The following is a 17,693-nucleotide window of genomic DNA, read 5'->3' as shown; positions in this document are numbered from 1 at the left end:
CCCGGACGATGGAGGCGCTTCTCTTATTACGCCTCCCGTTTATTTACCGACGGGCAGAATACCCAGGTCGCGCAGCTGTTCCATGGGACGCTGAGGCCAAAACTTATTGGCAACCGGACTCGCAGGACTAGGATGCAGAAGAGTACCGATGGTAAACGTACGATCCGGCATGGCAGAGGAGGCATCTTTCAATTTATTCGTCGCGTAAGCTCCTACACCGACAAGGATTTCCGGCTCCATAATCCGTATCATACTCTCAAGATGAGACAGACACAGAGCGTCAATACGCTCCTGAATGTCTGCGGACAGCTTGTCCGGAGTAACGTTGGCTCCGGATTCGGACATCCAGACAAGCGGGCAAAAATTAACGACGAAATGATCCTTGAAAAATGTTTCCGGAGTTCCATAGACATCACGAAAGAGCCCCCACAATCTCCTGCCGCTTACCTCGGAGCGCTTACATGCAAATCCATCCACAGGCCTTTTCGGATGCATGAGGGAAGGCTTCCCCACGGCAGCTTCAATACCCAGCCAGTTCTTGACAGCATCCACTTCCCCGAACGGAACACCCGTCTGGGCCATCCCGAAAGGACCGGGATTCATCCCCAGAAAAAAAGTCCTCTTCTCCGAATCTCCATACCGGCGTACATATTGTTCATACGGAGCCCACGCATACTTTAGCGGATTATACGTATAAGCGACGGGGAAGGAAAACGACAGGGAATCCATCTCATCCGCCAGAAACGCGGAAGCCTGGAGCAATTGGTCTGCGATTGATACCATGCCGGAATCATGCCTATTCCACCTATATCGTGCCAGCAAAAAACTCGGGACTTGCTTTTCCTCCCACATCATATACGCTAAATTTCGGAACTACTAACGATACCTTCAGCCAATGAGTGGAATAGCCATTATGACATCGGGCGGTGATGCAGCAGGAATGAATCCCGCCATCAAGGCCGCCGTGGACCATGCACGACATCTCTCAATGCGTCCATACGTGGTATACGACGGACTGGAAGGACTCATCGACGGAAAGATTGAAGAACCATCCCGCAACCTTACCAATGAACTGATTTACCGCGGCGGCACGCTTCTGCGTTCCTCACGTTCCAAAAGGTTTTTCCAGTACGAATATCGCAAACAGGCCTACGAACACCTGAAGGCCAAAGGCATTGAAAAACTGATCATCATGGGAGGAGACGGATCCTTCCGAGCCCTCAACGACTTTTACAATGATTTCGAAGTCCCGTTTGCCGGGATTCCCGCCACGATCGACAATGATATTGCGTCGACGGACTACTGCCTCGGTGTAGACACCGCCCAAAACGTCATTCTCAATTGTATTGATTCCATCCGTGACACGGCTCAGTCACATCACCGGGCATTTGTCGTGGAAACGATGGGGCGCGATTGCGGATACCTGGCCATGACCACGGCTCTCTGCAGCAGCGCTGATATCTGTATTGTTCCTGAAATCCCCTACGACCTCGACTCCATCTACCGCCGTCTGAGCCCTCAAATCGAAGAAGGCATCGGCTACATCATCGCCGTCGTCGCCGAAGGAACGCGTGTCGCTCAGTATCTGACTCGCTGGCTCAATGAAAAAACGGGGATGGATACACGCCTCACCGTTCTGGGCCATGTTCAGCGCGGCGGCTCCCCGACTGCGAGAGACCGCCTGATGGCGACACGTTTCGCCACCCGTGCCGTAGAAGCTCTGCACAAGGGTAACAACAACCAGATCATGGTCTACCGCGACGGGAGTTACGCCACAACATCGCTGAATGCCGTTGCCGGCCAAAAATATTCGGTCAATCCCGAAATCATCGACCTCTGCCGCGAATTGAGCTGCTAACCCGGTTTCTTCCTCGTTCATTACAGGATTTTTCTTCTGACAAAAAACCGCTATTCTTTCACGGAATGGCGGTTTTTTGTATTCGCAGGACTTCGATCAAAGGAATCAATCGTAGCGGGCGGCAGCCAAGCGAGCCTTCCTCAAATTCTCGCGGGTTTCATGTGCCATTCGTCCCCAGTAGGAGGCAGGATCCAGATCTCGAGCTTCTTCCAAGACCTCCACAGAACGGTTGAATGTTTTCTCAAGTTCAGGTGAGTTGGAACCTATTTTTCGGAAGAGTTCCCGACACCTATTGACTAACAAAGGATAAACATAGGCTACAAGCACGCATTGCCTTGTCGGTGTTTCCAGATCCTTTTCCTCTAAAAAATGCAAAAAGCCCTTCAAAACATCTTCCCTTTCCTTTTCCCCGACAAGCAAGGAAAACTTATGGACCAGATCCCCCAACGCCTCTTCATGAAGGATACGCTTTGACGCAGCAACAGCTTCTAGATACCTGGCATCGGCACAGGAGGATTTCTCCAGCATGTGCATGCATGCAGCATAATGGAGAGCCCAGGATTCTACCGGAACATGTTCCAGGGCAAGAAGCACCATGGAAGCGGCCTCCTCCGGATCCTGCGCAGCGTAAGCACGGGCCAGCATTTCATCACGCTTGGCTTTCTCCCCGCGCAAGAGAAGAAGCCTGGCCGCCAGGGTATCCGCCTCATCATCATTCCGGGATCCTCCAACTGCCATCGCATACGGCTTGCCCTTCTCATCGCAAAGAATCATCGTCGGCAACATTCTCACGCCATGACGCGCGGCACGCCCCAACACCTCCGATGTAACCGGACTGCCAGGATTAACCCTTCCGGAAGGAAGCTCCAATTTGCAGAATACAAAACTACCGTCCAATCCCGATTCATCAAACCGGGAGGAATCCAACCACTGCATCCATCCTTTCTCCGCCGGCCCCGGCTGTGAAGACACGTAAAGATAAAGTATATCCTTTTTTGCCGAGCGTGCACGTATTTCAGAACCTTCCGGAGAAAGAGACCATTCGACCGCACCATAAACCTGCCATGCCCCCCCCGCTACAAGCACGAGGAACCCATAAATCCATCGCTTCAACAGGAATCGGCAGGAGCCCTTTTCCGTAGATCGAACCATCCTCATCATTCCGGACGAATCGTAATCCGTTTGAACCGGGCATTGCCCTCTTCAGACTCCGTCACAATACCGGGAACTTCTTTCAAGGCATTATGAACAAGCATACGGTGGTACGCATTCAAGGGATACAATTTCATAGGCTTGCCCGTTTCCTTAACTTTTTCCGCAATGGAGAGCGCCTTGTCGAGAAGCTTCTTCTCATGACGCTGGCGGTAAGAATCACAATCCACCTTCACCCTAGGAGCATCCGGGATTTTGTGCTGAATCATCCTGTTGACGAGATACTGCAAATCATCCAGGCGGTCTCCATCTTCTCCAATCAGGAATTTTGCGTCCGGAGAACTAATCTGGAGGCAAATGATATTGTCCATCTCTTCAGGAGTTACAGTCCCTTCGAAACCAAGCGATTGGAGGAGAGTTTCAAGCGATTGAACGGCTAATTGTTTCAGGTCTTCTTCCATGGGTGTCAAAATAAGCTTATCGGGTTCCAAAAGTCCGCCTCCGGCTCATAGCAGAAGACGCGGAATATCCTTTACTCCTTATTGTACACATATTCTCCAATTGCCAAGTCAAAAACCCGCAATTCCTCATATTCCGGCAATCGCCTTCCCGGCGATCATCCTTCCGGCTCAATCGGGGAAATCCTCTTCACGGATTCGGGGAACTTCCTCCCCTCTCTCCTGGCCTCATTCACCTCCTGTCGTATAGTCGGATCAATCCAGTAAAGATGTGACTCCAATGGGTTGAAAATAATAGGATAACAAAAACGCGTCGTCTCCGAATCCGGCCACTGAATCCATCTCCAATAAGCCATCCTTGCAGAATCGTCCTTCCAGCCGGGCACCCAAATGGCCAAATCGCGAACTCGTGTTTGAATCCTCTTGAGAGCCCTCCGTAGATCATCCCTGCCGGAAGCTTCCGCGGCTTCCGCCAACGCACTGTCCAATTCCGCATCGGCTATGGAAAACACATTCTCCGTATTGGAGACAAGCCTCCCCGCAGCATCCCTGCCCTGGGATGAATGGAGCATCGGAAAGAGATTCGGGACGGGGTAATCGAACATCGTCGCCCAAAACACAGCCATATGCCTTTTTTCATTCACCTTGCGGGCACACACAGAACCGTCCAACGGATCCAGCCGCAAGTCAACCCCGCAAGCCCTGGCTCCCTCCTTCAGTTTGCGGCAAACATTGCCGATCAATGGCGAAAGTTCGGCATATGCCAATTCAATAGAAAGACGGTCTCCACGCCCATTGACAAGAATACCGTCCGGTCCCACCCGGCTATATCCGGCACGGGCAAAATACGCTCGCGCCTTCGTGGGCGAATAATCCGGCCATGCCAGATCAGCCGTCATACTGCCATATCCGTCCGTTAGAGAACACAACCGGGAAAAGTACCCCCGGAACAAGCTATCGAGTATTTCCTGCATCGGCATGGCATATAACAGCCCCGTCCGGACATCAATATTGTCAAGTGGCGGAGCTCCCGTATTCAGGTAAATGCCATAGGGAGGCTCCGGAAACCGACGGGTAAAGGAAACCATCTCAACATACCCGTCGAGGACGGGAGGAATCTGAAGAAGAGCTTCCCACAATTCTGGCTTATACACCGTCAAATAATCCAACTGCCCGAGACGAAACATCTCATACGCCTTTGTATCCGACCGGAAAAAGTGATGCGTAATCGCATCCACGTTGCACGAATAACGATAGTATTTCCTGTCGGCTGCCCACCAGTTTTTCACACGCTTCAACGTCAGCGCCCTACCCCGGACAATTCGGTTCGCATCCAGAATATATCCTCCCGTTCCGGGAGGAATGCGCCACTGGTATCTATCCACGTATCCGGCATTGAAATCCGCGTAAAATCCCGGATGAGCCGGGGCTAGAAGACCGGCAGCCTTGAAAGGAGCCCACGGAACGGCACGGGGCAATTCCATCTCCAAAATGTCATCCCCGTACACGCGGATACCGGCCAATTGTTTCTTGACCTCATTGGAATAGAGGGAATCCTTGACAGCCGGACTCGTCCTCAGGCAAAGGTACAGGATAAAGTCCATCGCCTTGATCGGAGAACCGTCCGAATAGGCAGCCTCAGGAGCCAGATGAAAGTAGATCTTCCTGCCATCGCCGGACACGGCCCAACGATCCGCCAGACCTGGAATAATCTCTTCGGTCTGGGGATGGATGGCAACCAGTTTCATATCTACCTGACCGTACATCGAATAGCCGAAGAAACTAGTACTCTCCGGGCCAAAAGGGCGAAACGTGGAAGGGAACATCACTCCTCCCCAAATATCGATTTCACCGCCTTTCATGGCTCTCGGATCACCAATATCCGGCTGGTCCATACCATCCTGCCAAACGAGTCCTCCCGGCAGTGACGAAGAGGGGAGTATCTGTAAAAAATCACCCGACAGGGTCCGCTTTTTCAACAAATCAAGTTCCCCCGGATCCCCTCCTTCCCTCTTCAATCGTTCAACTTCCGAAGCAAGCCAATGGGCAACCTCCCGATTCCAACGCCCGACAAATCCTTCAAAATACGCGGGCATGCCATCGCGTCCCGAAGCCATGCTCATCTTCCCCGTATCCAGTCCTTCCCTTACATCGCGCGACAACCACCATACTCCTGCCAGGAATACGGCGGCAAATGCCGCAGCCATGATTGACAACCACTTGAGCATCGGGAGATATCATGCGGGAAAAACCGCCGTTCATCCATCAGAAAAAAGAATCCATCCCCGCAGAAGAATCTTCCGTCCGGTCTTCGCCTACCGAACATGAGGATTCCCGACAGGGATGGACCTTTTCAGCAATTCAACAACAATATGAAGAAACGATCTTTAGAACTCAAGGGTAACACCGCCGAACACCCCGATTCCACGGGCCTGCAAGGCACCGAAGTTGTAGTCGTTCGTCACGATGTATTTCTCGTTGAGAAGGTTTTCCACACGGAAATGCAGAGTCATGTTGTCCGTCACTTTATAACGGACAAACCAACGTAGCGTTACATAATCATCCAGATACTTGCCGCCCGATGTCGATGTATCGCAACGGTTGCTGGCGGACAAAATACCAAGACCGGTAGTCAGGCGTTCCAGAGGTGAAACATGGATTTCACCGCTGACCGTATTGCGAGCCGTCCCGAGAAGCTGTTTGCCATCATTATCCTTGGGCATCACGTAGGTGTAGCCAAGGGTGTAGCCGGGTTTCCAGGCGCAGCTGAATTCCCCGCGCAGGGAAGTTTCCACCCCAGTCATCGTGCCATGACTTGTATTTTCCCATGTGGAGAAGCCGGTAGAATAGTCGCCGGGAGTCGTATAACCCGTTTTGGAATTGATCATGTCATTAATACGCGTCCAGAAACCGGTAACCGTCAGGTAATGGTTCTTGACGAGACGCTGTTCAATGCCCAGATCGCCGCCAAGGGAACGGGAAATTTTCAAATCAGGGTTGCCGATATACGGCCAGCCTCCTATATTGCAATTCGCGTAGCGTTCCCATTCGGAAGGAGCGCGGAAACCGGAACCAACGGAACCGAAAATTCGAGTCGGAGAATCTTCACGGCCGTTTACTTTCCATGATCCGGCAAAACGCCATGTAGCATTGTTGTTCCAGATGGTGCTGTGTTCCAAACGGCCGACGGCACTGAAATCCAGATAACGGGTCGGAGACCACATCTGTTCGGCAAACCAGGCGAGATTGCTCTCCATTTCGTCGATATCGACGTAATTATTCAAACAGCTGTAATCCGTACGATCCCAGGCCATGCCAAGGATTGTTTTCCATTCCCTATTCCACGTCAATGCATTACGCCATTCCATCTGAAACTTGCTGTGATCCGTCCAGGAGTTTCCGTCGATCAGGTTATCCTTAAAATGACGGTCATAGTACCCCATCATGAAGGTAGTCGACCAGATCTTGTTGATGTTGGAATCCAACGTTGCAGTCAACAAGTTGCTGCGCATATCGAAACGGTCGCGCTCAACAGTCGAACCTGTTGCTCCATAGACTAAACTCGGATTGTCCAATTGCGAATCCATCCGGCGGTAGGTCAAGCTCAACTTGTTGTCCTTGTTAATATCATAGGTCAGGCGCAGAGCTTCCTGCCATTGGCGAAAATCACCGTAATTATTGGCTTGTCCCGGATTGGGGTAGGCATAAGGACCGGAAGCCCCCAAATAATGAAGATCGTTTTCGGTCGTTTCAAAACCGACTCCTACAAAATAGCCCAGTTTTTTGATTTTGCCCTGAGACGTCACCGTTCCCGTATAGGAACCAAAAGAACCAGCCTCGTTGAAAATGGAAAGGGAGGGTTTGCCCGATCCTTCCGGTGTAGAAAGAGCCAAAACGCCGGCATACGAGTTGTTGCCGTAGACGGCCCCTTGAGGTCCTTTGACAAGTTCCGCGCCACCCAAGTCAAAGAGGCTACCCTGGCCATAAAGTTGTCCCGGGCCGGAACCAAGACTGTCGTACGACATGGCATTACGCACATCGGATACGCGCATGCCGTCGATCATCAAAGATGTACCGCCAGCCAAATTAACGCCGCGAACAGTCATGTATCCCATGGAGCCGCGCTGGCCGATACTACCGTCTTCCAGCATATACACGCCAGGAGTACGGGCAAGGGCGCCGGAAAGAGTTTCAATCCCGCGTTCTTCGAAAGCCTTCGGATCAATAATACTCACAGAGACGCCGGAAGACGTGTATGGCACTCCTACATAATGGGAGGAAACAGTCATTTCCGGTAAGACAGCGACAGTCTGGGCAGGTACAGTTTTCTGCTCCTGAGCACCGGCTGGCTGGGTTGCCGACTGATTGTCAGCATTCGCTCCGAGAGAGACTTGGCCTGAAGCCACAAGGGCCAGACCGACAGCAATAGCACCCATTTCGAGTGCTTTTCTATAGCATATCATAGTTGTAACGCCTTAAAACCGGTACTTCGCCGGTCAAATAGGACAACTCCCATGGCTGGTTTTCTGGCTTACGGAAGCATGCTTCCGTTTACAGTTGCGGTACAGCTCCGGATTTTCACCGGTATTCCCCATCTATTGCCTGCCCGTGCCACGGGCTTCCATAGAAGTCTGTGATCCGCTCTATGGCGAATCCATGCCCGCAATCAACACAATTTTATTCCTAAGGTCAACACCAAATTGAAAATTGAACATAGAAGTCTGTGATCCGCTCTATGGCGAATCCATGCCCGCAATCAACACAATTTTATTCCTAAGGTCAACACCAAATTGAAAATTGAAGAGAGTGTTACTTTACAACATTTGCCGGCACATAATGAGACTTGGGTTCCGACACACCGAATTGCCACCGGACACTCTGCGGCTGGGAAGAAGAGAAGGTTTTCCAGGATACGAACACGGTCACGGTATCGACACGGAACGGACGGTTCGCTTTCCAGGAATACATTTTCCGGACGGGATCATAGGAAGCGGGAACTTTACCCAATCCATTGATCATCATCACAATAGAGTCCGGATTTACATCCCGTTCATTACTCAAATCAATCGATATGACGGGAGCTAGATCCGCAATCACGGCATTGGCAGTAGGCTGAACAGTTTGCATAGGAGGAGGAAGCAATGAGGAAGACATGGAGGCAACCGATATGCTTCCTGCCCCGGAATCGGATACCCCCGAAGCCCCCGATTCTCCCAAAGGATGGAACGTCACGGCATTGGCAAAAATCCTCGGATTGTTGCCAAATACGACGTAACGGGGAATCTGCCAATTGTCCGTTTCATGCAAGGTCTTCCTCTGGACGACTGTCACAGCGCCCACGTAACCGTATGTCGGCAGTTTTTCGATCATTTCCGGCGTATGATACCCTCCGGGATAACAGTAGAATTCAATCGGTACATTAAAATTGGCCTGCAGCCACTCCCGAGACTTGCCGATTTCCCGGTCGATCAGAGTGGAATAGGCTTCCTGCCCCTTACGCTGGACTCGCTTCCATGCCGAGGGGTAGAGATGGCTTGTGGAATGGCTTCCGAGAGTAGCCCCGGCACGCACCATTTCCTTAACCTGTTCAATACTCAACGACGCCCCCCGGCCAGTCAAATAATTGGTATAGGGAAACACCGTGAACGGAAATTCCATTTCCTTCAACACCGGAAAGGCGTCCGTATAGAGGCTTTTCCAGCCATCGTCGACCGTGATCATCACACAATACTCCGGAAGGCGACGGTCGCCATTCTTCCATTCCCTGAATTCTTTCAGGGTAATAACGGGCATGCCTGCATCCTTCAATGCCTGCATCTGACGACGGAAAACAGAGGTACGAATACGCATCTCCGTCACAGGTTTTTCCTCGCTAAAATCATGATAGCACAGGATGGCAACCTGAGTCTTGTTCTGATCCACCGGGATTTGGGATGCCTTGGGTATAACGGGCACTTGGACGGCCTGAGTATTGGCTGGAGCCAGCTCCTCGGGGGATACCGGCACCGCAGTCGGGATATTCTCCTCCGCTACGGGTTCCGCAGTCGGAATATTTTCCGAGGCCGGCACAACGGCTGCCCCTCTACCCTCGCCCCGGGACGGAGCAAGAGACGGAACACCGATGAAAACCCCGGGATCCAGAGGAGGTGGTTCAGAAACAGCTCCCGGACATGAATCGACCGCCAGGACAGTACAAACCATACCCAGTGACAACAACCATCCGCGAACGCTTCGTATCATACGGATGAACTACTATGCCTCCTGTCCGCGATCAATGCTTAATTGCGTGCATGCCAACCGTTGCCAATGGCATTCGGACACCGGCATCACTTGCTGTCGAATTTCAGGATTACGCGGTGAGGACGCCATGCGTCGACTATCTCATTTTCCAATTCCTCCCATGTTCTGCCATCGAGAAGCAACTCAACCGGATTCCCCTTTCCATCGCGCTGGATCTGCTGGAGGTAACGACGCAGATTTTTCATTTCTCCTCCGCCACGATCCATGCGAATAAAGAACACGGTAACCAACAAAACACCGGCTTTCATCCTCATCAAGTCCCGTTCGGAACCTTGAGGGGCACCTTCCTGAGTCAAAATCTTCTCCAAGGAAGGAAGGGACAGACTGCTTTTGCGGATTGTACGCGGAACGGAACGGGCCGACAAAGCGATGTCATGTTCGTAATCGAACATGCCTTCCTTTTCCGGCATCACCTCCATGTAGGAAGCCAGTCCCTCGTTCAGCCAATAGATTTTGCCCAAGAACTGCATGACCCAATGGGTCATGATATGGATGGGCTTCAAGTAGGAAAAATCCGGAATCGTCGCTCTCTTTCTCAATTCAATACTAACAGGAAAATCCGGATCCGTCCTATTTAAGCGGACGATAAAATGTGTACCGGAAACCCCGATCATTTCACCGTCGCCTCCCCCGGATTCTTTCCAGCCGGCATCGTCGAAAGAAACTCGTATCACATACCGCACCGGAGGAGCCATTGCCAAGCGAAGGTTAAACGGCAGCGCGGCCAAAGCGGCCAAAGCCGATTCAAACCGGATGAACAAGGCATCCAGCTCCGTACGATCCAAAGGTTTGGGAGATTCTATCCGGAAATGATCGGACTCATAGACGCTGTACCCGTCCAGCTGCTGAAGGACCTTGAACATAATGACGCCATCATATCCCGACTTTTTCGGCCACGGATCCATCCAATTGGTCGGCACAACCTTCTTGTCAGTACTCGTATCCGTTACTTGCTGCGGCTGAGGGAACTGGTCCTCCGGAGGAGGTCCTTCCCCATCGCGAGAACGGCGCAGCCATTCATCGGCATAGGCATTGTCCACTCCGGACAAAATCTTACGGGGAATCGTTACCCGCCTCCCGTCGGCCAGCAGGATATCCAATTCAGCATCGCGTACCTCGACCAGGTTTCCCGCAATCGTCGCTCCGTTTCCATTAGTCCACACCCTGGCTTCAAGCACGGAGCTTGCAGCCACAATGCCGGTCAACGTCAGGAGCAGGAATCGATTTTTCATAGGGAAACAACCGTTCTTTTGGCATATGAGTCCCTTGCTGACAATCCAATTCGCCCTTACAACAAACTTTTTCAGAAGAAATCAAAGGCTGGTTTCTCTCCGTTCATAAGGATCAAATCTCCGGTTTGTTCAGGATTCAGGCTCGTTCTCCCCGGCCATTTTACGAATATCCTGGGACAAACGCATGGCACAGAAATTGGGGCCGCACATGGAACAAAAATGAGCGTTCTTTGCATTGGCATGCGGCAGCGTCAGGTCGTGGTATTCACGAGCTCTCTGCGGATCCAGCGAAAGGTTGAACTGATCTTCCCAACGGAATTCGAAACGAGCCTTGGAGAGAGCGTTGTCCCTGTATTGCGCAAAAGGATGCCCCTTGGCAAGATCTGCCGCATGGGCAGCCAACTTGTAGGTCACGACTCCCTCGCGGACATCCTCCCTGTCCGGCAATCCCAGGTGTTCCTTCCGCGTGACATAACAGAGCATAGAACATCCGAGCTGACCGATCACAGCGCCCCCCAAAGCTCCGGTGATATGGTCATAACCGGGGGCAATATCGCTAGCCAACGGCCCCAAGGTATAGAACGGCGCCTCCATACACCACTCCAACTGCTTGTTCATGTTTTCGGCAATCAGGTGCATGGGAACATGCCCCGGGCCTTCATTCATCACCTGCACCCCTTTGTCCCAGGCGCGTTTGGTCAACTCTCCCTGCACTTCCAATTCCGCCAGTTGGGCAAAATCATTGGCATCCGCAATGGAACCAGGCCTCAAACCATCCCCGATGGAAACGGCCACATCGTAGGCGGCAAGAATGGAACACACTTCGTCCCAATGATCGTAGAGGAAGTTTTCCCTGCCGTGGAGCATGCTCCACTGAGCCATAATGGAGCCGCCGCGCGACACAATACCGGTCATACGGCGGGCCGTATGGGCAATGAACCGCTGCAAAAGCCCGGCATGCACGGTCACGTAATCGACGCCCTGTTCCGCCTGCTCTACAAGCGTATCTCGGAAGATCTCCCACGTCAGCTGCTCTACTCTTCCATGAACTTTTTCCAAAGCCTGATACACGGGAACCGTGCCAATGGGAACGGGGGAGTTGCGGAGAATACCTTCACGGGTGGCATGGATGTCATTTCCCGTGGACAAGTCCATGACAGTATCCGCCCCCCAATGGATAGCCCAGCGCAATTTCTCCACCTCTTCCTCCAAACTTGAACCGAGAGCAGAATTGCCGATATTAGCATTGATCTTAACCAGAAAATTGCGACCGATAATCATCGGTTCACATTCGGGATGATTGATATTGGCGGGAATCAGAGCACGGCCCGAAGCAATTTCGTCACGGACAAATTCCGGCGTGTAGAAAACCGGCATCCGGCATCCGCAGCGCCGTTCTCCGGGATGCTGGAAATCAAGGCTGTCACGACGGACCAGACTGCCGGGACCGAATCCTTTTTCCGCTTCCAGAGCGGAAGGTCGCGGCATTACGGAAAGACTTTCAAGCATGCGTTCCGCTTCTTCCGGTCTCGTCTTCTCATGGGGAAAGCGGTCATACACCGCCTTGAAGGCTGCTTCCCTTCCCAGATTTTCACGGATGGCGACAAACTCCATTTCCTGAGTCACCATTCCCTGAGATGCATACCACCGCTGAGTTACCGGATGGGAGCCGTCCGAAACAAGACATGAGCCGTGGGAGTTCTCCACCGTTTTCACATCGCCACGGGAAGTAATCCAATCCTTCCTTAACGAGGGAATTCCCTGATCAGCAGATCCACAGAAAGAATCGTCCCCCCAGGGACCGGAACAATCGTACAACCGGACAGGAGCATTGTCTTCCCGGCAACCGTCGGGAAAGATGGTTTCACTCAGGGAAACTTCGCGGAAGGGAACGCGAATCCCGGGGAAAAGTTTCCCGGCGACATACACGCGGGACGATCCGGGGTAGGAAAGGCAAACATTCTTGGTGTTGTCAGTCATGGAAGGAATGTTGATGAAGATAAAACAACCTCCTTCAGAGATCCATGCACGGCAGGACCTAACTCAGCGACTCCCTGCGAAGGTATTAACCTTATCAGGTTCGGAGGGTTTCGGATACGCGGAACGGGTATCCTGTCTCAGCACGGCATGCTCCCCTGTCGAAGGCAGAAAGATTCTACCTCTCCTGCCGAATCAAGGGAAGACATTTCACCGGCACTCCCACCCCAATCGTCAAAAACGGGTCACGGGCACTTTGACTTCCATGCGTTTCTTCACGGCCCATCCGGCAACAACCAGGGGAATCAATCCCATGAGAAACAGGACGACCCCGTCCTTCCACAAGGTTTCCACCGTACCATGATCTGCGCTATAACCGGGATCGTCCGGAAGTTTGCCGTCTCCCATCCAGGGAATGGGCTGAAGATGGGCCAGGAAAATCGTCGGACGATCTACCGTTTCGCGGCTCTGTCGCTGGGCTTCGGCAAATTCGTAAATACCCTGGATACGGTCATTGACGAAATACGACACCATCGTCTGTTTTTTGACCTTCTCCAAATCCTTGATATAGGTATCAAGCCCCTCTTCGGAATCCCCCATGGCATACCGGCGTAGCGCGCGCAAATGGCGCTTTGCCTCGTCCGCGTCGGTAGCTTCCAGGGATGAAATAGCCGTCAATCCTCGTAGCAACATACGCATCTTATCCTTTTCAGCCGAGGTAAGCATGCCGGGCTTGTTCTTCAGGATATCGACGCTTTTCTGAATTTTAGAACGTTCCAATTCCCACAGATTATTGGTTGCCTGATCCACAACGAACATTTCATAGGAGTATCTCAATGGGCACGCTTCGGCCACAAGAGGGACTCGTCCGGGCTTTAACCTACCATTCTCATCCGTCCTGTGAGCCGACCAGGGGATGAACTGATTCATCTCCTCGAACGGAATCATCGCCCCAGCCAGCAATACCTGCGGGATCAGTACGAGGGGCACCATATTCAACGCAACGCGTTCGGTCTTGGCAAAAACAGATACAAGCAGAGAAATACTGACACCGACAAATGCCGTCAGCACCATGATCAACCAATACGACACGAACATCTCATTCACCTGCAAAATGGCGTTGCCTATGACCAAGTACAAAGCGGACTGAATAGCGGCAAGAAAGGTCAACACCAAGGCCTTGGCCGCAATATACCCCGATACGAAAACACGGTAATTGCTTTCGCGTTTGAGCAACGGATTATCCTTCAATATCTCACTCGCCGCTCCGGTCAAACCAAAAAACATCGCCACAACAGACGATAAAAACAAGTATGGAGGAATGTGCAACGCTGTCTTGAAGGTAAACACCGGAGTTGACGATGCCCGCAGGGTCATCGCTATCAGCAGAGCCAGTAAAGGACCTTCCAGCAAAGTTGTGTACAAGCCCATCCGGCTGCGAACCCTCCCGAGAAAGGTACGCACCAGCCACAGGCGGAACAACCTCCAAAACTGAATGACGGAACGTTTGGGAGGCGGAGGAATGATATCGCTGGTTCCCAGCATGGTTTTCGGCAGTGCCGCACCAAAATCGGCTCCCATTGAATTGCGGAACCGGAAGCCTTCAAAGCGTTCCTGCCAGAGACGGGGATGCTGGAGACGCCGTCTGTCGTGCCACTGCAAGGGAGCCTCCAAAACTTCAAAGACATAATCAGCGCCACCAGCCTTGATGCTGTCCGCCGAAACCTGAATCCCCATATCGGTCGCAGCCTTGCGGAAATAGTGCATCATCGCCGCAGGTTCCCCCCAAAAAGCCATCTGCCCGCCATGGTCAAGCACGAGAATCTTATCGAAGCGATTCATCAGGTTGGCACTCGGACGGTGCATCGTGGCAATGACGATTTTGTCGCGCCGCAGACGTTCCAAAGTTTCAACAACCTTGGTAGCATCGCTGGACGATAGCCCGCTGATCGGCTCGTCCATCAGAAAGACGTCGGACCCCCCCGTCAAATCCAACCCCAGATTCAGACGGGTTCTCTCCCCATCGGAAATCATTCGTTCATGAGGCCCCCCAACACGGCGGGAAGCAATATGCGTCAATCCCAAAAATTTCAGAATGGCATTGACGCGTCGCATGCGTTCCGCACGCTGGAGACGCGGGCGCCGGACAATAGTAGCCTGGGCGATGTGTTCAGCCACGGACATGGAAGCATCCAAGATATCCTCGCGGGGAATGAACGCGATATAGGGACGCAGGTTTTCCGGCTGTTCGTAAAGGCGTTGTTCATTGTAGCGGACACGACCGCGAGTCGGGCGCAAGTGCCCCGCCAAAATAGAAAGAAGAGTACTCTTCCCGGATCCGCTCGGACCAAGAATGCACACCATCTCGCCGCGTTTGACTTCAAAGTCAATATTGTCCACAACACGACCGGAACGAGGAAAATCCTTTGTCACGCTCTCGACGCACAGCGAACGGATGGCGTTGTATTCTTCATCCAGAACGCCTGAGGAAAAATTGCACCTCAAACTCTGGAAAGCATTCAGTTTAATGATATCGCCATCCTGCAGCTCCATCCGACCGCGCACGACTCTGTTATTGACGGATATGTGGCTGGCTGCTTCCAAAACGTCCAGTGTCCCGGAACTGGTATCGCTGGAGAACGATACCTCGAACACGACGTCCGAAGCCAATCCGGGAGTCAACAGCAAATCCCCTTTGCGCGCCTTTTCCGGCATATTCGTCACACGTACTTTACGTGCAGCAGGATCGATCTGGAACTGCTTGCCGATATCGGAAGTCACTTCCTTGATATCGTTGAGAAGGAACGGACCAGCTCCCTGCAACATGAAGGGAGTATGGTAGGAAAGTTCGGTAATTTCCCCCGGTTCGACCTTTTTGTTTCCGACTCGGAAATCGACATCGGGACGCAGGATCGTCACATCTCCCTGCAATCCCATCATGATCTTCAACAGACTGTTACGATTACGGACACGCGTGATCTGGAGGCTGTCGTGCTGAACAAAGAAGAAGAAAGCTTCCTTCCTCCCGGTTCGCTTGGCTTCCAGGAAAAAATTAAAGTCTTCGTAACTGATCGGGCCGGAAGGAATGACGACAACCTGCCCCACCGTCAACGGCATGGCCCGCCCGGGAGCCAAAGGACGGCCGCGGACAATCAGGGATTTCTTCCCGTCATTGACGACCATCACCAAGCGAGAACAACGAATCAAGCGAAATTCTACCCCCGCATCCGATTCCGGAAGGGCAACCTCGCCTCTTCCGGATGAAGAAAAACTAACGCTAAAGGCCGGATCTTCCGCTTCAGTCCCTGGAACATTCAACAGATTCATCAGCCCCTCGGCGGCGCCGGGAAGCTCAAGACCGTAAGTGACACGTTCAAACAGATTGCCCAGGGAAGACTGATCTCCCGAATTCTTCAACAAGGACAATACTTCCAAAGCAATGGCTATGCGTTCCGCTTCGTCGCGTCCGGCGGCGGCGGCGGCCAGCACTTCACGTACCGTATAGGAAGCAGACATGGATTGTTCCAGACGGGACGCCAACCAGTAATGTTCAACCTCCGGAAACGTATACCGCAAAATATCCAATGCAGCATCGGCATCCTTGGCATTGATATGCCGGTGCCTCATCAAAATAGTCGCAAACAAATCGACGACCGTCCCGGCATCGCGGCGCATGGAACCGTCATCCCGGCTCAACCAAGGCAAGTGCCCGGCAAGCAAACGCAACATACGCAAGCGCCAATGTCCGATTTTTTTCTGAATGAACTGTAGGGGCCGGATCATGAATTGTGCTGCAACAAACCTATTCCTTTTCTACATGTCGCAGGGGCCCGGGACAATGCCCAACTTGAACGAATATCCAAAATGACAAAAAAACATTCCTCTTAGGCTTGATAGATGGCGAGTTTGGTACTAGCTTGTAAAGAGCTGCCGCACGTTCTTACACGGCGGTTTAACATAAATAATCCAACAAGACACTATGGACTTCCAAGTATCCACTCTTTGCGACTACGCTGCAGACTATCAGGGCAAACTTTGCGTCCAAGGCGCTTTCGACACTCTCTTTGCCCGCCAGACCCCGGTTGTGCATCCCTCCTGCGCTCTTGCTCTCCGCATCACGTTGACCCCCGAAGACGAAGGTGACCATAAACTCGGCATCAGCATCGTTGACGAAGACGGTGAAGCTCTTGACAAGGAACGCATGCCCATTTCCGGCGATCTGCATGTTCAGTTGCCCGAAGGAGCTTCCTTCTTCACCCGCAACCTGATTATGAACTTCCAGGGACTCTCTTTTGCCAACGCCGGTACCTACTCCGTGGACATCACGCTTGATGGCGAAATCATCACTCGCGTTCCTCTTCGTGTTGTTCTTGTTCCGCAGCAGGAAGAAGGCTCCGCCAACTAAATCGTTTTTTCAAAAAACAATTGCTAAGAGGCTGTCTCATGAAGGATTGAAAAATCCGACTGAGACAGCCTCAAATAATAAAAAGAGCTAATATTTGATTACCACGGAGGGTAAAATGCTTCGTGGAATCGGAGCAGGGCTTCGAGGATCGCAACCACGAAGCCCTGGCTTGTATTGAGCACGAGAGACAGCCAGATTCCCGCCCTAGGGCGGAGAATGTCAAAGAGTCAGTGCCGATACAAGCCCCATCCGGGGATCCGATCATTCCAAATCTCGAATAGTTGAAAGGACCGTCTCCCCGAGATGAGTCC

At 52.3% G+C, this 17,693-nt stretch carries 11 protein-coding genes and 2 riboswitches; of the genes, 2 read left to right on the top strand and 9 right to left on the bottom strand.

Annotated features, from left to right (window positions below; genetic code table 11):
* Positions 1 to 39: 39 nt before the first annotated feature.
* On the bottom strand, positions 40 to 783 hold the full coding sequence (locus QET40_RS06580; protein WP_280126382.1) for a uracil-DNA glycosylase family protein: 744 nt from the start codon (positions 781 to 783) through the stop codon (positions 40 to 42).
* A gap of 130 nt (positions 784 to 913) precedes the next feature.
* Here QET40_RS06580 and QET40_RS06575 point away from each other — a divergent pair, with 130 nt between their 5' ends.
* Positions 914 to 1,858, top strand: coding sequence for a 6-phosphofructokinase (locus QET40_RS06575; protein WP_280126381.1), 945 nt, complete (start codon positions 914 to 916; stop codon positions 1,856 to 1,858).
* A gap of 105 nt (positions 1,859 to 1,963) precedes the next feature.
* Here QET40_RS06575 and QET40_RS06570 read toward each other — a convergent pair whose 3' ends face one another.
* The 8 genes from QET40_RS06570 to QET40_RS06535 all read right to left on the bottom strand — a co-directional run bounded on the left by QET40_RS06570 (position 1,964) and on the right by QET40_RS06535 (position 16,760).
* On the bottom strand, positions 1,964 to 3,010 hold the full coding sequence (locus tag QET40_RS06570) for a hypothetical protein (protein WP_280126380.1): 1,047 nt from the start codon (positions 3,008 to 3,010) through the stop codon (positions 1,964 to 1,966).
* A 5-nt stretch (positions 3,011 to 3,015) separates the two neighbouring features.
* Positions 3,016 to 3,471, bottom strand: coding sequence for a R3H domain-containing nucleic acid-binding protein (locus QET40_RS06565; RefSeq protein WP_280126379.1), 456 nt, complete (start codon positions 3,469 to 3,471; stop codon positions 3,016 to 3,018).
* Between the two features lie 155 nt (positions 3,472 to 3,626).
* The gene (locus QET40_RS06560; RefSeq protein WP_280126378.1) at positions 3,627 to 5,675 is read right to left on the bottom strand and encodes an ABC transporter substrate-binding protein; all 2,049 of its coding nucleotides are present in this window, start codon (positions 5,673 to 5,675) and stop codon (positions 3,627 to 3,629) included.
* 180 nt (positions 5,676 to 5,855) lie between these two features.
* A complete protein-coding gene (locus tag QET40_RS06555) occupies positions 5,856 to 7,931 on the bottom strand; it encodes a TonB-dependent receptor (RefSeq protein WP_280126377.1) in 2,076 nt (691 codons plus the stop codon).
* A 35-nt stretch (positions 7,932 to 7,966) separates the two neighbouring features.
* Positions 7,967 to 8,099, bottom strand: a riboswitch (cobalamin riboswitch).
* A 178-nt stretch (positions 8,100 to 8,277) separates the two neighbouring features.
* A complete protein-coding gene (locus QET40_RS06550) occupies positions 8,278 to 9,708 on the bottom strand; it encodes a polysaccharide deacetylase family protein (protein WP_280126376.1) in 1,431 nt (476 codons plus the stop codon).
* An 86-nt stretch (positions 9,709 to 9,794) separates the two neighbouring features.
* The gene (locus tag QET40_RS06545; protein ID WP_280126375.1) at positions 9,795 to 11,000 is read right to left on the bottom strand and encodes a hypothetical protein; all 1,206 of its coding nucleotides are present in this window, start codon (positions 10,998 to 11,000) and stop codon (positions 9,795 to 9,797) included.
* 129 nt (positions 11,001 to 11,129) lie between these two features.
* Entirely contained in the window at positions 11,130 to 12,980 is a 1,851-nt protein-coding gene (thiC, locus tag QET40_RS06540) for a phosphomethylpyrimidine synthase ThiC (protein WP_280126374.1), read from the bottom strand.
* A 54-nt stretch (positions 12,981 to 13,034) separates the two neighbouring features.
* Positions 13,035 to 13,147, bottom strand: a riboswitch (TPP riboswitch).
* A gap of 64 nt (positions 13,148 to 13,211) precedes the next feature.
* A complete protein-coding gene (locus tag QET40_RS06535; RefSeq protein ID WP_280126373.1) occupies positions 13,212 to 16,760 on the bottom strand; it encodes an ATP-binding cassette domain-containing protein in 3,549 nt (1,182 codons plus the stop codon).
* Positions 16,761 to 16,956: 196 nt separating this feature from the next.
* On the opposite strand from QET40_RS06535, the gene QET40_RS06530 reads away from it, so the two are divergent.
* Entirely contained in the window at positions 16,957 to 17,382 is a 426-nt protein-coding gene (locus QET40_RS06530; protein ID WP_280126372.1) for a hypothetical protein, read from the top strand.
* Positions 17,383 to 17,693 lie beyond the last annotated feature (311 nt).

Source organism: Akkermansia sp. N21169 (assembly GCF_029854675.1).
In the GTDB taxonomy this organism is placed as follows: domain Bacteria; phylum Verrucomicrobiota; class Verrucomicrobiia; order Verrucomicrobiales; family Akkermansiaceae; genus Akkermansia.
The sequence above is the reverse complement of the archived record's forward strand: the minus strand, read 5'-3'. Positions and strand labels throughout refer to the sequence as shown.